At 69.7% G+C, this 14,345-nt stretch carries 12 protein-coding genes and 1 pseudogene; 5 read left to right on the forward strand and 8 right to left on the reverse strand.

Annotation, left to right across the window (positions count from 1 at the left end; translation table 11 throughout):
* Both AB0M92_RS36490 and AB0M92_RS36495 read right to left on the reverse strand, forming a co-directional pair.
* A pseudogene (locus AB0M92_RS36490) lies at positions 1–185 on the reverse strand (hypothetical protein); the annotation flags it as partial.
* Positions 186–827: 642 nt separating this feature from the next.
* Positions 828–3,878, reverse strand: coding sequence for a hypothetical protein (locus AB0M92_RS36495; RefSeq protein WP_366106670.1), 3,051 nt, complete (start codon positions 3,876–3,878; stop codon positions 828–830).
* Between the two features lie 199 nt (positions 3,879–4,077).
* Between AB0M92_RS36495 and AB0M92_RS36500 the strand changes: the two genes are divergently transcribed.
* The gene (locus tag AB0M92_RS36500) at positions 4,078–4,212 is read left to right on the forward strand and encodes a hypothetical protein (protein WP_366106671.1); all 135 of its coding nucleotides are present in this window, start codon (positions 4,078–4,080) and stop codon (positions 4,210–4,212) included.
* A gap of 198 nt (positions 4,213–4,410) precedes the next feature.
* Here AB0M92_RS36500 and AB0M92_RS36505 read toward each other — a convergent pair whose 3' ends face one another.
* On the reverse strand, positions 4,411–5,352 hold the full coding sequence (locus AB0M92_RS36505) for a LysR family transcriptional regulator (RefSeq protein ID WP_366106672.1): 942 nt from the start codon (positions 5,350–5,352) through the stop codon (positions 4,411–4,413).
* Between the two features lie 139 nt (positions 5,353–5,491).
* Between AB0M92_RS36505 and AB0M92_RS36510 the strand changes: the two genes are divergently transcribed.
* A complete protein-coding gene (locus tag AB0M92_RS36510; protein ID WP_366106673.1) occupies positions 5,492–6,337 on the forward strand; it encodes a 3'(2'),5'-bisphosphate nucleotidase CysQ in 846 nt (281 codons plus the stop codon).
* Positions 6,338–6,387: 50 nt separating this feature from the next.
* Positions 6,388–6,984 carry an NAD(P)-binding domain-containing protein gene (locus tag AB0M92_RS36515; RefSeq protein WP_366106674.1) on the forward strand — a complete coding sequence of 199 codons (597 nt, stop codon included), beginning with the start codon at positions 6,388–6,390 and terminating at the stop codon, positions 6,982–6,984.
* A gap of 61 nt (positions 6,985–7,045) precedes the next feature.
* Here AB0M92_RS36515 and AB0M92_RS36520 read toward each other — a convergent pair whose 3' ends face one another.
* Positions 7,046–7,663, reverse strand: a complete 618-nt coding sequence (locus tag AB0M92_RS36520) for a hypothetical protein (RefSeq protein WP_366106675.1) — start codon at positions 7,661–7,663, stop codon at positions 7,046–7,048.
* Positions 7,664–7,814: 151 nt separating this feature from the next.
* Between AB0M92_RS36520 and AB0M92_RS36525 the strand changes: the two genes are divergently transcribed.
* Both AB0M92_RS36525 and AB0M92_RS36530 read left to right on the forward strand, forming a co-directional pair.
* Entirely contained in the window at positions 7,815–8,366 is a 552-nt protein-coding gene (locus tag AB0M92_RS36525; RefSeq protein WP_366106676.1) for a hypothetical protein, read from the forward strand.
* A gap of 195 nt (positions 8,367–8,561) precedes the next feature.
* Positions 8,562–8,843 (forward strand): hypothetical protein, encoded by a 282-nt coding sequence (locus AB0M92_RS36530; RefSeq protein ID WP_366106677.1) that lies wholly within the window; start codon positions 8,562–8,564, stop codon positions 8,841–8,843.
* A gap of 166 nt (positions 8,844–9,009) precedes the next feature.
* On the opposite strand, the gene AB0M92_RS36535 is transcribed toward AB0M92_RS36530, so the two are convergent.
* The 4 genes from AB0M92_RS36535 to AB0M92_RS36550 all read right to left on the reverse strand — a co-directional run bounded on the left by AB0M92_RS36535 (position 9,010) and on the right by AB0M92_RS36550 (position 14,317).
* Positions 9,010–9,333 carry a hypothetical protein gene (locus AB0M92_RS36535; RefSeq protein ID WP_366106679.1) on the reverse strand — a complete coding sequence of 108 codons (324 nt, stop codon included), beginning with the start codon at positions 9,331–9,333 and terminating at the stop codon, positions 9,010–9,012.
* A gap of 217 nt (positions 9,334–9,550) precedes the next feature.
* Positions 9,551–10,960, reverse strand: a complete 1,410-nt coding sequence (locus AB0M92_RS36540; RefSeq protein ID WP_366106680.1) for a lysine 2,3-aminomutase — start codon at positions 10,958–10,960, stop codon at positions 9,551–9,553.
* Positions 10,957–13,320, reverse strand: a complete 2,364-nt coding sequence (locus AB0M92_RS36545; RefSeq protein WP_366106681.1) for an SDR family NAD(P)-dependent oxidoreductase — start codon at positions 13,318–13,320, stop codon at positions 10,957–10,959. The genes AB0M92_RS36540 and AB0M92_RS36545 overlap by 4 nt, the downstream gene beginning before the upstream one ends.
* A gap of 82 nt (positions 13,321–13,402) precedes the next feature.
* On the reverse strand, positions 13,403–14,317 hold the full coding sequence (locus AB0M92_RS36550) for a T3SS effector HopA1 family protein (protein WP_366106682.1): 915 nt from the start codon (positions 14,315–14,317) through the stop codon (positions 13,403–13,405).
* Positions 14,318–14,345 lie beyond the last annotated feature (28 nt).

Below are 14,345 nucleotides of genomic sequence, written 5' to 3' on the forward strand. Positions count from 1 at the left end.
CGCGGAGTGGGCTCGCGGTGCACGTCGCGGGCGCGGATCTCCGGCATCGCACCGGCCGCGATCGCGAACTTCCGCACGGGCCCGGTGAGCAGATACGTCACCGCGACGGTGATGCCGAGTGTCAGCAGGTAGTCACGCACGGGCCGCTCCGGGAATCGCCAGTTTTCGGGCCACCCTGGCTCGATGCGGTGCCCCAATTGACTGACGGTAGGGAGCGGTCCTTGGTTGGTCGATTTCCCGCCATGATTTCCAGCTGGCAGACCTTCCCTCCTTGCCGCAGGGAGCCTTCCAACAGTGGGCAGTTGATGCATTTTGAGCAGCTGTCACGCTCCTTCCGGTAGATTTGGAGGATGATGATTCTACGGAGCAAGCCCGGTTCGCAGGACGATCGCGAGGAGTCGGCAGCACGTTCCGGGCAGATCACGATTTTCTTCATTCTCCTGGCGGGGTCGGCGGTTACTTGTCTTACGTCGCTCCGGCAGCTTCTTGCCGGCAGCGGGAAATACACGGGTCCGCTGACGTTCTATGCCGGAGCCGGTCTGGCCGTATTCGCGGCCAGTCTTGTGCTCTTGCGGCGGTCCATGAAGACCCGACGGCGCTGACGCGCGCCAATGTTCTTTTGCGTAGTCGAGTTCCAGCGCTCCTCACCATTGATGACGCAGGTGCTTTTCCTGCGTTCGGCAGGCGCACGGCCGAATCCAACCGAGTAGGTCCGGCACATCAGTTGGAGCATTCGCTCCATTCGTCGTAGCCGCCGCGGTCGCGGCGGCAATCCGCCCCTGCCCCGGCCCGAATCCCCATGGCACCCACGACCGCCCGAACGCCGTCTACAGGAGGCCCGCGGCGCCGGCGATCCAGGTGCCGGCCGTGACGAGGGGTTGATAGGTGATGAAGTTCCCGGCGGTGAGGGCGACGGGTATGGCGATCAGGGTCGTGGCGCTCATGTAGGTCGGGGCGTTGGGTCCGCCCAGCATTTTGACCGGCCAGATGGTGACGGCGATGGCGGCGCCGGCGATTGCGGCGAGGACGCACAGCCCGATCAGGCAGTACAGGATGAGTGCGAGGGTGCTGGCTCCCGGCTGACTGAACAGTGCTACGCGGTTACCCGCTCCGGCGATGAGCGCGGCTGCGACGGTGAGGGCGGGTGCCAGGCAGAACAGGAGCACGTACGCCGTGACGGCCGAGGCGTCGGCCGCGGTGGTCGGCCGTGTCCTCTCACCCGGCGCGGAGGAGGCCCCGGCCGTGGTCGTGAGGTGCCGGCGCACCAGCGGCAGGGCGCCCGCGATGGCCGCTGCGAGCGCTGCTGCCGCGCCGGCGGTGAGTACGGTGGCGTACGCGTCGGCCTGATGGGCCTCGGTTCCGCCCGTGCGGGAGCCCACGGCGTAGGCATGGGTGATCAGGGTGGTGGAGAGGACCGTCGTCAGTGCTCCGCTGTACTTGGTGTGGGCGTCGAACGTCCGCTGTCTGCCCGGGCTGAGTCCGGTGGGCGGGCAGCGCAGGACGGCGGTCCCGGCACCTACGAGGGCCAGTGCCCCCATCAGGGCCGGGATGGGGAAGGCGGCCGGGTCGGACAGGCCGTTGGCCAGCCACAGCAGACCGCCGGCCGTTGCCAGGAGGCCGATGATCCGGGACGGCGCCCGCAGACGGGTGGGCAGGGCGCGCGGGAAGACGACGAGCGCGACCGGCGGGACGGCGAGCAGGAGCAGGGCGGCCGCCGTCCATGGCCCGTGGCGGAAGACCTGTTGCAGCGCGAGGGCGCTGTAGAGCCACGCCGTGCACTGCACCGCCCCGCCCACCCATGCCCAGATCGCCGGCACCCACAGAGCCGAGTCACGGCCCTCCACGCTCTCGCGGTTCTTCAGGCGCCGGGCACAGCCGCACAGCGCAAGGACGCCGACGGCCAGGACGAGGAGGGCGGACGGCCAGGAAGCACCGGCGGCGGTCTCGATGATCCAGACCAAGGCGGCGTTCGCGGTGGCCGTGAGCACCATCAGCCAGGTATCGGGCCGCGGCGCGCGTGACGTACCGCGGCCGGACACGAGAGGCAGGGTGAGGAGGAGCAGCAGCGCCGCGGCTCCCGGAACCTGGAACGCGATGCGCCAAATCCAGGTGGACAGGACGAAACCCGAAGCCGCGACGGCGATCGCGCTGCCCGCCGCCACCGCCCACATGCACCGCGACTCCGGCCAGGCGAAGCCTCTGCTGCCGCTGAGGACGTAGCCGGCGGCGGCCACGCACAACCCCTCTCCGAGGCCCTGGAGTACACAGCCCGTCAGCAGCTGGACCACGGGCCAGTCGATGACGCTCTGCGGGGTCCAGTCGAGGCTGTTCTCGTATGCCGGGGTCCACGAGGCGATGAGCGACCCGGCCGACAAGAACAGCAGCCCCGGCAGGAGGACCCGCCTGGGGCCGTACCGGAGCGCCGCGCTGTGCCCCCACCATCCCGTGACGGCCGCCGCCAGCAGGTTGCAGGTGATCATCGGCGCCGTGGCGCCGAGCCGCGACAGCAGGTCGTGACGGACCGCCGGAAGCGCGAGCACGACCGTGACGGACGTGTACGTACACAGGGTCAGGATCAGGACGGCCAGCACGATCCCGTCGGCGGCTTTGACGCGCTGCAGGGCCCGTTCGTCGACGCGGGAGAGACGAGGCGATCCCTGCACCGCGTCCCCGGCACCCGACGAGCCCCCGGCGAGGTCGCCTGAATCCTGGCCGGAACCCCGGCCTGGACCACGGCCGGTGCCCCCGCCGGTGCCCCGCCTGTGCCGCCCGCCGTCCTCGTGGCCTTCCGTCTGCCCGCCACCCGCAGACCCGGCCTGCAGAGCAGCATCGTCCCAGCTCAGAGCATTCGGCGGAGTTGTCCCGGAGAACGGCGGCGGGGACGGTTCCGTCACCGGAGGGTCCGCGACCAGCGTGCCGGCCGCACCCGCTTCGGCGATCCGCTCCTGGCTGGCGGCGACGGCATCGCGGCCTTGCTCCAGCAGTACTTGTGCCTTCAAGACCGCGGCATCGGCCTGAGCCATGCTCGCCTCGTCCGGCGTCAGGTTCACATTCAGCGCGACACTGAACGCGACCGGATCGGAGAGGGCCGGCGTCGTGTCGCCTTCGGCCGGCCGAGCTTCCTCGGCAGCCTCGGCGGCCGCCCTCAGCCGCTCGATCTCCGCTTCCTTCTCGACGATCATCAAAGACGCCGCGTTGGCGGTCCGGTCCGCACTCTCCTTGTCCTCCATGGCGGTATCCAGCAGGGCCCGCGTCCCCCTCTCCCGCTCCAGCGCCCGGTCGAGCTGGGTCTGAAGGCTGCGCACTTCGGCCTCCCACGCGGGCTGCCGCTCGGCTTGAGAACGCAGCTGGTCGCGCTGACGGGTCAGGCTGGAGACCGCGTTCTGCATCTGCAGCAGCAGGCCGAGCATCGACACGGCCACCACCTCGGCCGTCTCCCGCGCTGCGCTGCTCTCCTTGTATGCCGTCTGCAGGCTTTCGAGGGAGGTCCGCAGGGCGATCATCTTCTCGCCGGTCGTGACGAGCTCTCGGAAGGACAGCCTCGGCTCCTGCGAGGCCCTGCGGAACAGATCGCCGATCTCTTCGCGGCGCTGGGCGTCGACGCGCGCGTCACCGTCGGGGCCCGAGCAGACGTCGATGATGGCGTGGGCGACGTCCAGGGTGAGCTTCTTGCCGTCCAGCAGGTCGTAGAACTGGCGCTGCGTGGGGACGTCCACGCCCTTGGGGAAGTTCTCCGGGCCGAGCTTGTCGTGGACGTCCTTCACCGAGAGTCCGGCGTCGTCCATGTACTGGTGGAGCAGTTCCGCGACCGCGTTGATCTCGGGAACGGGTCCCTTCGCGCCGGACCACGGGCGTCCCTCACGTCGCGCGCCCCCCATGCACCCCTCCAATACGCCGGAATTCTGCATTCCGTTTCGGGAAAGCCCCTCGTACTCCCGGACAACCAGATCGTCGCGTGCTCCGGCCCCCTCGTCAGCGCAATCGTTATCTCACCACCGCATCAGGCGAGTTGGTAGTACGGGGCCCGCCGACGGCGTCGCAACCAGGACGGCGGGCCCCAGACCTCAGGGAGGCCCGATGACCCACCGTAGGACCGGGGACCAGATTCCGTCCCGCCCCAGGACGCGCATCCTGCTGATGTGCGCCGCGATCTCGGGAGCCGCCCGCGCCGTGGCCACCTGGCTCCTCGACCAGGTGATGACCGACCGCTGACCCCGCACGCCGCGATCCTCTCCGGGCCGGGGAGGATCGCGGCACGACCGTGCCCGGACCCGCTCATTCCACAGTCCGATCCCGCGAGCGGGACCGCGGGCTGTGGGAGAGGGCCGGCGACGAGTATCCGGAACCCGCTCTCCGTCCGAACCCGCTGACGGGCCGACCGCCCTCATGGGCGCGAGGCCCGTCGCCCTGTCACGGGTTCCCGTCGGAGAGCGGCGGTCCTGGACGGTTCGGTGCGTCGACCGAAGCCAGCGCGGTGCGCGCCAGCCCGCGCAGCCAGGCGTGCGCGCTGTCGGTGTCGTAGCGCTGATGCCATGACAGGTACACCGGCGCCGAAGGCAGTTCGAGGGGCAGGGGGAGTACGACCAGGCCGAGGTCGTTGACCGCGGAGCGCGTGGTGGCTTCGGGGACGCTGATCACCAGCTCGGAGTCGCGCGCGAACGCGAACGCGGCCGCTTCGGTGGGTGCGGTCGCCACCACCTGGCGGCTCAGGGCCAACCGGGCGAGGGCTTCGTCGAGGGCGTTGTTGAGGTTCCCGCGTCGCGAGACGGTGACGTGCTCGGCCGCGGCGTACCGCTGCGCGGTGAGGGGCCTGCCGCGGGTGAGGGGGTGCCCCCGCCTCACGACGATGACCAGGCCGGTCTCGCCCGCGTTCTCGCTACGGACGTCCGGTGCGCTCGGGCGGTTGGCGTTCGCCTCCAGGTCGACCTCGCCGCGCCGCAACCCGGCGGTGTCGACGCTCGATTCCGCGATGAAGCGCAACCGCACGCCAGGCGCCTGGCCGCGCACGGCCGCGAGCAGCGCGGGTCCGCTCAGGGCGACCAGGGACTCGTGCCAGCGAAGCGTGAAAGTGCGCTCCAACGTCTCCAGATCGAGTTCCCGGCTCGGCGCAAGTACCCCCTCGACCTGGTGCAGCAGTTCGTGCACCTGCGCCCGGACGGCGATCGCGTACGGCGTCGGGGTCATCGTGCGTCCGGTGCGCACCAGGATCTGGTCCCCGGTCGTGCGCCGAATGCGGCCCAGGCTCCGGCTCATCGCGGGGGCGGTGACGTGCAGGCGCGCGGCCGCCCCGGCCACGCTCCCCTCCTCCAGCAGTGCGTCGAGCGCGGTGAGCAGGTTCAAGTCCAATTGCATGCCAGTAACTCTAGACGTGCTTTACATGCAGTTGTAGTTAACTGCGGAACTTCATACCGTTGAGGCGCAAGCACACGAAGGAACGGGCGGCCAGCCCTGGTTCCACCCCACCACCCCCTCCCCAGACAGGAGCACCACCATGTCCGAAACCCTCCGGACCACGACCTCCACCACCAAGGCCTCCACCCCCACCTCCACCCCCACCGACGCCGACCTCCTCGCCCAGACCGAGATCGCGGTCCGTGCGGCCGGCTCGGCGCTGCGCGAGCGCTTCGGCGAGGTGGTCCGCTACGAGACCCGCGAGGAGCTGATGCGCGCCCTGGCCGCCAACGACGACACGGCCCTCGACATCCTTCGCCCCCGCCTCACGGAACTGCGCCCGGAGGCAGGCTGGGTGGAGGACGAACTCGACGGTGGAGCGCTGCCGTCCGGCGAGTGGTGGGTCGTGGACCCGGCCGAAGGCAACGTCAACCACCTCCACGCCCTGCCCGAGTGGGCGGTCACCGCCACCCTCGTGCGCGAGAACCAGCCGGTCCTCACCGTGGTGCACCTGCCGCTGACCGGCGAGACCTACACCGCGCTCACCGGAGCGGGCGCGCACCTCGACGGCAAGCCCCTGCACGTCTCGCAGACCGCGAACCTCGACCTGAGCATCGTCGCGACCAGCCAGGCCCGGCCGGACGAGGACGAGGAGGTCGTACGCCGCGTCGGCGCTTCGATCACCGCGATGCTCTTCGACGCGCTCGTCGTCCGCACCTCCGTGCCCGCGACCCTGCACCTGACGAACGTGGCCGCCGGCCGGACCGACGTCTTCTGGCAGTTCGCCGGAGCCCGCGCGGACCTGCTCCCCGGAGCGCTCCTCGTCACCGAGGCCGGCGGCCGCATCTCCGACGCCGAAGGCCGCCCCTGGACCCCGCAGAGCGACAGCTTCCTGGCCGCCGCACCCGGCGTCCACGCCCAAGCCGCATCGACACTCTCCCGCTGACCACCCGTACACAACGCAGAGCGAAGAAACTCAAGAGGAGACGAATCACCATGACCGCGATCGCAGTTCTCGGGAACGGCCGCGTCGGCGGCAACCTGGCCGCCGCCCTCACCCGAGCCGGGCACGAGGTCACCGTTGCGGACCGCACGCCGGGCGCCGCCGCCCACGCCGCCCGCACAGCCCGGATCCTCATCAACGCCACCCCGGGCGCCGGCTCCCTGGAACGTCTCGCCGCCCTGCGCGAGGAACTGCGGGGCAAGATCCTCGTCGACGTCTCCAACGCCACCACCGACGGCCCCGACGGCCTCCCCGAAGACCTGCTCTACCCGGGCTCCAGCCTCGCCGAGCGGCTCCAGGAGGCGCTCCCCGAAACCCGCGTCGTCAAGACCCTCAACACCATGCTCTTCCCGGTGATGACCGCGCCGGCCACCCTCGCCCAGCCGCCGACCGCGTTCCTCTCCGGCGAGGACCCGCACGCCAAGCAGACCGTCCTCGAACTGCTCACCGACCTCGGCTGGCACAAGGAGTGGATCACCGACCTCGGCGGGATCCGGACCGCCCGCGCGACCGAGGCCGCCATCCTGTTCGTACCGCACGTCATCCGCTCCAGCGGATTCACGCCCTTCGCCCTCTCCATCACCCGCTGACCCCGCACCACACGGGCGGGAGGCCCGGCGGCCGGGGTCGCCCGGTGTGCGGTGAGGGCGGTCAGTGCCCGCCGGTGTCCGAGCGGCGGCCTCCGTACGAGGCGGCCAGGGCCTCGGCGACGGCGGTCGCGTCCGCGTCGGCCACATCCGCGGGGTACTCGGGCAGCAGGTCGTCCCATACGGGCAGCCACGACCCGTACAACTGGGCCTGTCCCTCGGGCCGGGCGAAGAACCACACGTGCAGGTGAGCGGCCCCGTCCCCGATCCGGTGGACATGGGCCCGGGATACGTGGGGCAGCGCCTGCACGTGGCGGACGATGTGAGTCGTGAGCACGCCCAGCTCGGCGGCCAGCTCGTCGGGCAGATCGGCCATGTCGTAGTGGTCGCGCGGGTACAGCATCAACACGAGCGGCACACCGACCCCCGGTATCCGGGCCAGCCGCCAACGGTCGTCGAGCCAGATCCCTTCGTCGCGGTCGCGGCACCCGTCGCAGTCGGCAGGGTCCTCACCGTGTCGCCGCGGCTCGGGCAGAACCGGCGGGCGCAGCGCGGAAACCCGCAGCCCCTCGGCCTCGAAGGGACTGACGTCCCATCCGGTCATCCTCGCCGGCGGGAGCCGGACCTCGTCGTCCGCAGCCGCACGTGCGTGGTCGTAGAACTCATCAGGTCGCAAAGCCATGATCACAAGGCTAGTGCCGCAGGTGCCGCACGAGGCGAGGAACGACCGGCGGTCGACGACACCCGGCAGGTGCTCCACCCCGGTGAACTCGGGCCAGTGGGCGGTCTCCGGGCCGTAGCGGCGGCAGTGGTCGTGGTGCGACCTCCTGCCGGTGCAGGACGCCCTGGAGGAGCTGATCGCCGGCCGGGCCGAATCCACCGCCGATTACGCGGGCTGCGCCTACTACGCGGCCCTCCAGATCATCATCGACCACAACGCCTCCGATCCCTCCACCCTGGGGAGCTACCGCAGCCCCGTCACGTACTTCTCGGCCCTGGACGACGCGCTCCGCGCGGCGGGCGTTCCCGCGGACCTGCTGCCCTGGCAGTACGTGTTCAGCGGGCCCCCTTCGGAGATCGGCTTCCGCATCCCGAGCCCGCCGGAGGGTTCCCCTGAGATCGGCTGCTGGCCCCTGGCGAAGGCCGCGCCCGAGGTGGAGGCCTGCGAAGCGGTGCTGGACCGCATCGACGCCGACCGTCAGTGCGACGGTCAGAGTGCCGAAGACTCTGCCGGTGAGGACCTGGTAACGCCTCGTGTACTGCCCTTCGTGGCGGGCCATATGCGTTTCCACGTGCGGGAAGTACGCGTCGGCCGTCGGCTCTGCAGGCGTGGACCACCATTGAGGCCGTGGCGGGCTCCCCTACCCCGGGTACGGGCGGGGTGACGGTGCGGATGTCGTAGATGTCGGCCCGGTCGAGGCGCCGTGTCCGAGGCGCCGTGTCCGTACGCTCGACCGCAAGGAGATGCCGCCGTTGTCGACGCGGGTGAAGGTGCGCGGTGCCGTGCAGAGAACGAAGGCGAACCTGGTCGCAGTGCTGACGAGTGGCTTCGACGGGCGGCCTCATGGGACCATGTTCCGGTGAACTCAGCACTCCCCGCCGGATGGACGATCGAACGCGTGCGCGCTGGTTCAGGAGACCCGAGCGCCATCCCGCTCTCCGTCGATCGGCTCGTCGTCCTCGAAGTGGCCGGGCAGGGCGGCTACGAGCCGCTCCAGCCCGATGCGATTCTCGCGTTCCACGAGTTGTGCCTCGTGAGGGACGACGGCGAGTGGTACATGGGTCAGCTCGGCGCCGACGGCTCAGTGATGTGCTGGGCCTCCTACGGATCCGACCTGGCCGAGGCCATCCGCGGCCTCTGAACGACACGGCCCAACGAGCTCATCGGGCGCTGCCCGGCCGATCAAGCCGCCGAGTGGCTGGATGCACGCCGTCTTCCACGGAGATCGCGCAGGCAGGTCGCCGGCGCCTCGAAACGCGTCGCGGCGCGGGCGGCCGCCCGTCAGGAGGCCGCCACCTCGGCAGCGGTTACTTCTTGACGTACAGGGAAGTGAAGAGCATCCAGATGTCGGTCAGCTGGCGGTACTCCTGGTGGCAGACGTAGGCGGTCCAGGCGCCGTTCGCGACGCCTTCCGCGCCCTTCGTCTCGCACGAGGCGAGCGAGCCGACGTAGGCGGTCTCGCGGACGTAGCCCGGCGGAGGGGTCCAGGCCGCCGCTGCGGACACGACGGGCCCGGATGCGGCCGGCTGCGGTACGGCGGCAGACGCGGTTGAAGCTCCCAGGACGAGGGCTGCCGCGGCCGCCAGGACGGCACCGGGAAAGGCTGCCCTGCGCAGGATTGGGTGGGACATGTCTGTCTCCTTCTGATCGGCGCGCGGTGGCGACGGCGTGGGCCACTGGCGTGGGCATTGGCGTGGGCCACTGGCCTGGGCGCTGGCGTGGGGCCGTTGGCGGCATGACATCGGCAGGGGGCCGTGTCACGGCTGGGCAGTCACTCTCGGTGGCGCCCCAGGATCAGTTGCGCCCGCCTCCGAACGGCCCCCGCTCGAAGCCGACAACCGCCGCGCTTCAGCCCTGGGCGGATTCCTTCCACCACTGTTGGCCCGATTCCGGCAACAGGTCGATGGGGTCGTAATACGGGTGCTGTCGGCCGAGAGCACCAGGTTCTCCGTCCTCCAGGGACGTGAGGTAGTTCTTCCCCCAGTAGCTGATGCCCCGGTCGCGGTCATAGGCCTCGTACTGGTCGACCCACCGCTTTCCCACGAAGGGAACATCGCACACGATGCGCGGAGTGGAGAACCCGGGGAGGTACCCCATGATCTCGTGCTGGAGGCGCTGCGCTTGGCCGACCGAAAGCCGCCAGTGTTCCGCATGGGGAATCATGTCGCACATGTAGAAGTAGTAGGGGGTGACGGAGGCGTGGTCGCACAACGCGAAACACAGGTCGAGCAGAGACCGGGCGCTGTCGTTCACCCCGCGCATGAGGACACCCTGGTTGCGCACCTCACGCAATCCCGCAGCAAGGAGTGCTCGCGCAGTGCGAGCAACGTACGGTGTCACCTGCTGCGCCGCGTTCGCGTGGGTGTGCAGGGCGATCTGGACGCCCCGTGACACAGCCTTCGCCGCCAGTCGATGGATACCCTCCAGAACCGGGGCGGAAGCCCAGTACTGCGGCAGGCCGATGAGTGCCTTGCTGGCGAGGCGGATGTCCCTGATGCTTTCGATGTCCAAGAGCTCGTCGACGAATGCCTCCAGGCGGGGCCACGGCATGTTGGCCAGATCGCCGCCGGATACCACCACGTCCCTGATTCCCGGTGAGCGCCGCAGATGTTGCAGGATCGCTTCTGCCCGGTCGGCGGGCTTGAGCCTCATGCGCGACTTCTCCACCTGGGGCGTCGACGTGCCGACGAGGTCCATCCGGGTGCAGTGCCCGCAGTACTGGGGGCAGGTGGTCAGGAGTTCCGCGAGCACCTTGGTGGGATACCGGTGAGTGAGACCCTCGACAACCCACATGTCCTGTTCGTGCAGGGAGTCGCGGCTCGCTCTCGGGTGGGACGACCAGACCGGGCGCCGGTCGGAGAACACCGGCAGCATGTACCGGCGGACGGCGTCGGTGTAGAACTCGGCGGTGAGTGAGCCCGCACCGGTGGGCGCGGAGAACGGAACCATGGTGTTGAGCATGTGCGGCGGCACCAGTACGGACATCGTGGCGCGGTGCAGGCGGTCGCGTTCCCAGTCGTCATAGAAGCCGTCGTCCAGCAGGTTCCCCATCACGGCCCGTAGCTGACGCGCATTCTTGATGCAGTGCACGCGCTGCCACTGAGGGCTCGTCCACTGTTCGGCGCTGACCTCGCGCCAGCCGGGGAAGCGCTGCCAGTCCGGCTCGACCAGTTCGGTTCGGCGGTAGGTGTACGGCTGGAAGGCCGAGCCCGGCAGCCGTGTTCCTGCGGCCCCCGTTTCCATCATGGCGCTCTTCACAGCTTTGATTCCACTTTCCGCTCGCTCGCGAGGGCCTTCAGTCTTTGCTTGTCAGGCTTGCCGGCGCCCGTCCTCGGCAGGCTGTCCGCGAAGCCGAGCTGTATGGGGACGTAGACCTCCCCCCATGCCTCGCGCACCATCTCCAGGAGCTTCTGCGGGTCGATGGTCTCGCCGGGGACGGGCACGACCACCGCGTGGACATGCTCGATCGCATCGTCGCCGAGCACGCCGAAGACAGCGCTGTCAGCGACCAGATGATGGGAGTTCAGCAGATCCTCTAGGTCGGAGGGGTATATGTGGTCGCTCGCCACGTTGATCATGTCCCTGGCCCGGTCGGTGACGGTCAGGTATCCGTTGCTGTCCAGAAACCCGATGTCACCGGTGTGCAGCCAACCGTCCTTGAGTACCGCGTCCGACTCGGCGGGCTGCTTCCAGTACCCGCGCATGACGGTCTTGGAGCGCACGCAGATTTCGCCGTGTTCGAGCGGCGGGAGTTCGCGTCCGTCCTCGTCCCGGATCGCGACCGTGACCCATGGCAGCGGCCTGCCGGCGGAGCTCAGCACCCCCGGCCGCGAGGGGTCATGGTCCTGGGACGTGAGGACACTGATCCCTCCCGCCTCGTTCTGTCCGTAGGACTGCACGAGGACCGGCCCAAAACGCCGGACCACGTCGGCGAGACGGCCGGCAGATGCCCGGCAGCCCGCGTACATGATGCTGCGCATGCTGGAGGTGTCGGTCGTGGCGGAGTCCGGATGGTCCACGAGTTGGTAGGGCATGGGCGGCACCAGGAAGACGTGCGTGATCCGCTCGCGCTCAATGGCGGCAAGCACCTCGCCGGCATCGAAGCCGTCGTGAAGCACGACGGTCCCCTCGCTCATGAGGATGATGTCGGCCATCACGCCGCCGGTGTACATCAGGGGGGTGCACATCAGCAGGCGGGGTTCTTGCGCCCCGCCTGCGGGCGGAGCGGTGTAGTTGCCGCTGATCTCCTCATAGGTGACGGCGACGCCCTTGGGCCGGCCGGTGGTGCCACCGGTGTAGTTGAACACGCAGATGTCCTGCGGGCGTGCGCGGCTGGGGAACGGATCTGCCGCCTCCTGCGCGGCAAGCTCCAAGAGGTCCGTCCACGTGCCTGACGGACCAAGCGAGAGGACCTGTGTCACCGGCGCCAGGCCGGTCAGTTCTTCGGCTCGATCGCCGTACCCGGGATCGACGATCAGCGTGTGGGTCTCGATGTCCTGGACGATGGCCGCCTGCGTCTCGGCCGTCAGGCTGTTGTTGAGATGGTGAACTCGGCAGCCGACCAGGCCTGCGGCGAATCGGACGGCGAGGGCTTCGGGCCGGGTCCCGCTGAGAATGGTCACCGTCTGCCGGCGGTCCACCCCCCGGCGGCGCAGGGCTCGGGCGATGCGGAACACCATGACGCGGAGCTCGTGCGCGGCCATGCGCCGTCCCCGGTGGACGAGTACTTCTCGGCCGGGCGAGGTTTCGAGCCCTGCGAGAATCTTCTCGACGTGCGTACGGAAGTCCGGACCGGCCGCAAGATGGCCGGCCAGGATCTCTTCGCTGGTTTCGCTCAGGAGGGCGCGCCTGGCGGGGTCCAGGACGTCCTGATGGGGCGGCGCCGCATTCATTCCGTCGTAGTAGCCGCCGGTCGCCGCTGCGTCTGCGGTCGCGCAGGCCAGTCGCAGGACGGCTTCGGCGCCCTGCTCGATGGTCGACTCCGAGGGAATGCCCAGCTCCTGGACCATGGGCGTAGGCATGAAGTTGGCCGGGTGGACGCAGTTCACCGCGATGTGTTCACCCGCGAGTTCCGCGGCGAGGTCCATGGTGAAGGATGCCAGCGCGAGCTTGGACCGCCCGTACGCCACCCACCCGTGGTAAAGGCGGTCCATCGTGAGATCGCCGAAGTCGATCTCAAGCTGTGCGGCGGATCCGACGTTCACCACGCGGGGCGAACGGGCATTCCTCAGCCCCGGCAGCAGAAGGCGTGTGAGGAGTACCGGCGCGAGGTAGTTCACGGCGAAGCGCAGTTCGTGCGCGTCGTCGCTGAGCTGCCTTTGGGCGCCTTCCGGCCCCGGGCCCACACCCGCGTTGTTGATCAGTACGTCGATACGCGGCTGCTCGGCGAGGATCTGTTCGGCGAGGGCCCGTACCTCGTCGAGACGCGCGAGGTCCGCGACGTAGGGGTGGGCTGCGGCCCCGGCGGCTCGCAGGCCCCGGACACAGGAGTCCACGCGTCCTGCGTCGCGCCCGTGTACCAGGATCGTGTCGCCCTGATCTGCGAGCTGCTCCGCGAGGTGCCGGCCCAGGCCCGATGTGGCGCCGGTGATCAGTACAATGCGTGGTCCGGCTGTCATCTGCTCCTCCTGCGGGGGCTGGGGCTGGGGCTGAGGCTGGGAGTCGGCTGCTTCCGCATGGGCCGAGGGCGGTGGGGTCCTCTCATCGCCCGTCGCCGTTCATCCATGGCGCGTGCGGCACGATGTTGGCCTGGGCGAGTGCACTGCAGACCGCCGCCTCGGCGGTGGGGCCGGCGGGATGCAAGGCGTGGTCCACGAGCCCCTCGGCCACGGCATGGGCCCGGTGTTGGCCGAAGCTCTTGCGGGCCATGCCGGGACGGCTGTCGGACGGTTCCTCGGCCGTCGACACGCCGGGGGCAAGCTCCCGGGTGAACACCGACGTCGTACGGCCGAGTCCGGTGAGGACGGCGGCAACCCCTGCGGCGTCGAAGGGAGCAGCGTCATCGTCGTCGAGGTAGACGACGATCGCGTCCCTGCGCGGGTAGTACAGCGGATTCGAGCTGATCTTGGCCCGGTAGCGGGCCGCCCCGTCCTCAAGCAATGCCAGTAGCTGCCCCCATGCCCGCGGGGCAGCGGCCGCGTCCTCGATGTGAAGGTAGTAGCGGCGCAGACGAGTGGTTCGGGGGCGCCCGCGGGAACCGTCCACCAGAAAGAATCCCGGGGAAAGTGCAGGGCGACGAGAGGGATAGCGCAGCAGGGCCCGGTCCCGGTCAGCGCGTACTGTCACGTGTGCGTCGGTAGGCGCCAGCGCGTCCACGAACGTGCGCACCCCGTCGATGGTCGCGATGCGTCGTGCGTCGGCCGCGTTCGTTGCGCCCTCCGTCACGGATGCTTCCACCATGGTGTCACGGTGGGGTACGGCGTCCGACAGGAGCCTCTCGTACTGCCTGTCGCGCAGGGTGCGGAGGGCTGGTTCATCCCTCAAGGTCATTCCCGCGTGCAGTACTGAGTAGATCTTGTCGGCCAGGGCGTGACGGAGCTCGGGCAGGGTGCTCGCCGTGACGGTGGTGTCCAGGACGCGGGCGGTCAGGGCATCCGGGTCCACCTGGAGCTCCACGAGGGCGGAGCGCAGACGCTCGGACAGC

Source organism: Streptomyces sp. NPDC051582 (assembly GCF_040681715.1).
GTDB lineage: Bacteria > Actinomycetota > Actinomycetes > Streptomycetales > Streptomycetaceae > Streptomyces.

Coding starts and splice junctions, on each gene's coding strand:
- AB0M92_RS36535 (WP_366106679.1), bottom strand. CDS start 9,333: ATGTCCCACCCAATCCTGCGCAGGGCAGCCTTTCCCGGTGCCGTCCTG.
- AB0M92_RS36505 (WP_366106672.1), bottom strand. CDS start 5,352: ATGCAATTGGACTTGAACCTGCTCACCGCGCTCGACGCACTGCTGGAG.
- AB0M92_RS36545 (WP_366106681.1), bottom strand. CDS start 13,320: ATGACAGCCGGACCACGCATTGTACTGATCACCGGCGCCACATCGGGC.
- AB0M92_RS36515 (WP_366106674.1), top strand. CDS start 6,388: ATGACCGCGATCGCAGTTCTCGGGAACGGCCGCGTCGGCGGCAACCTG.
- AB0M92_RS36510 (WP_366106673.1), top strand. CDS start 5,492: ATGTCCGAAACCCTCCGGACCACGACCTCCACCACCAAGGCCTCCACC.
- AB0M92_RS36500 (WP_366106671.1), top strand. CDS start 4,078: ATGACCCACCGTAGGACCGGGGACCAGATTCCGTCCCGCCCCAGGACG.
- AB0M92_RS36520 (WP_366106675.1), bottom strand. CDS start 7,663: ATGGCTTTGCGACCTGATGAGTTCTACGACCACGCACGTGCGGCTGCG.
- AB0M92_RS36495 (WP_366106670.1), bottom strand. CDS start 3,878: ATGGGGGGCGCGCGACGTGAGGGACGCCCGTGGTCCGGCGCGAAGGGA.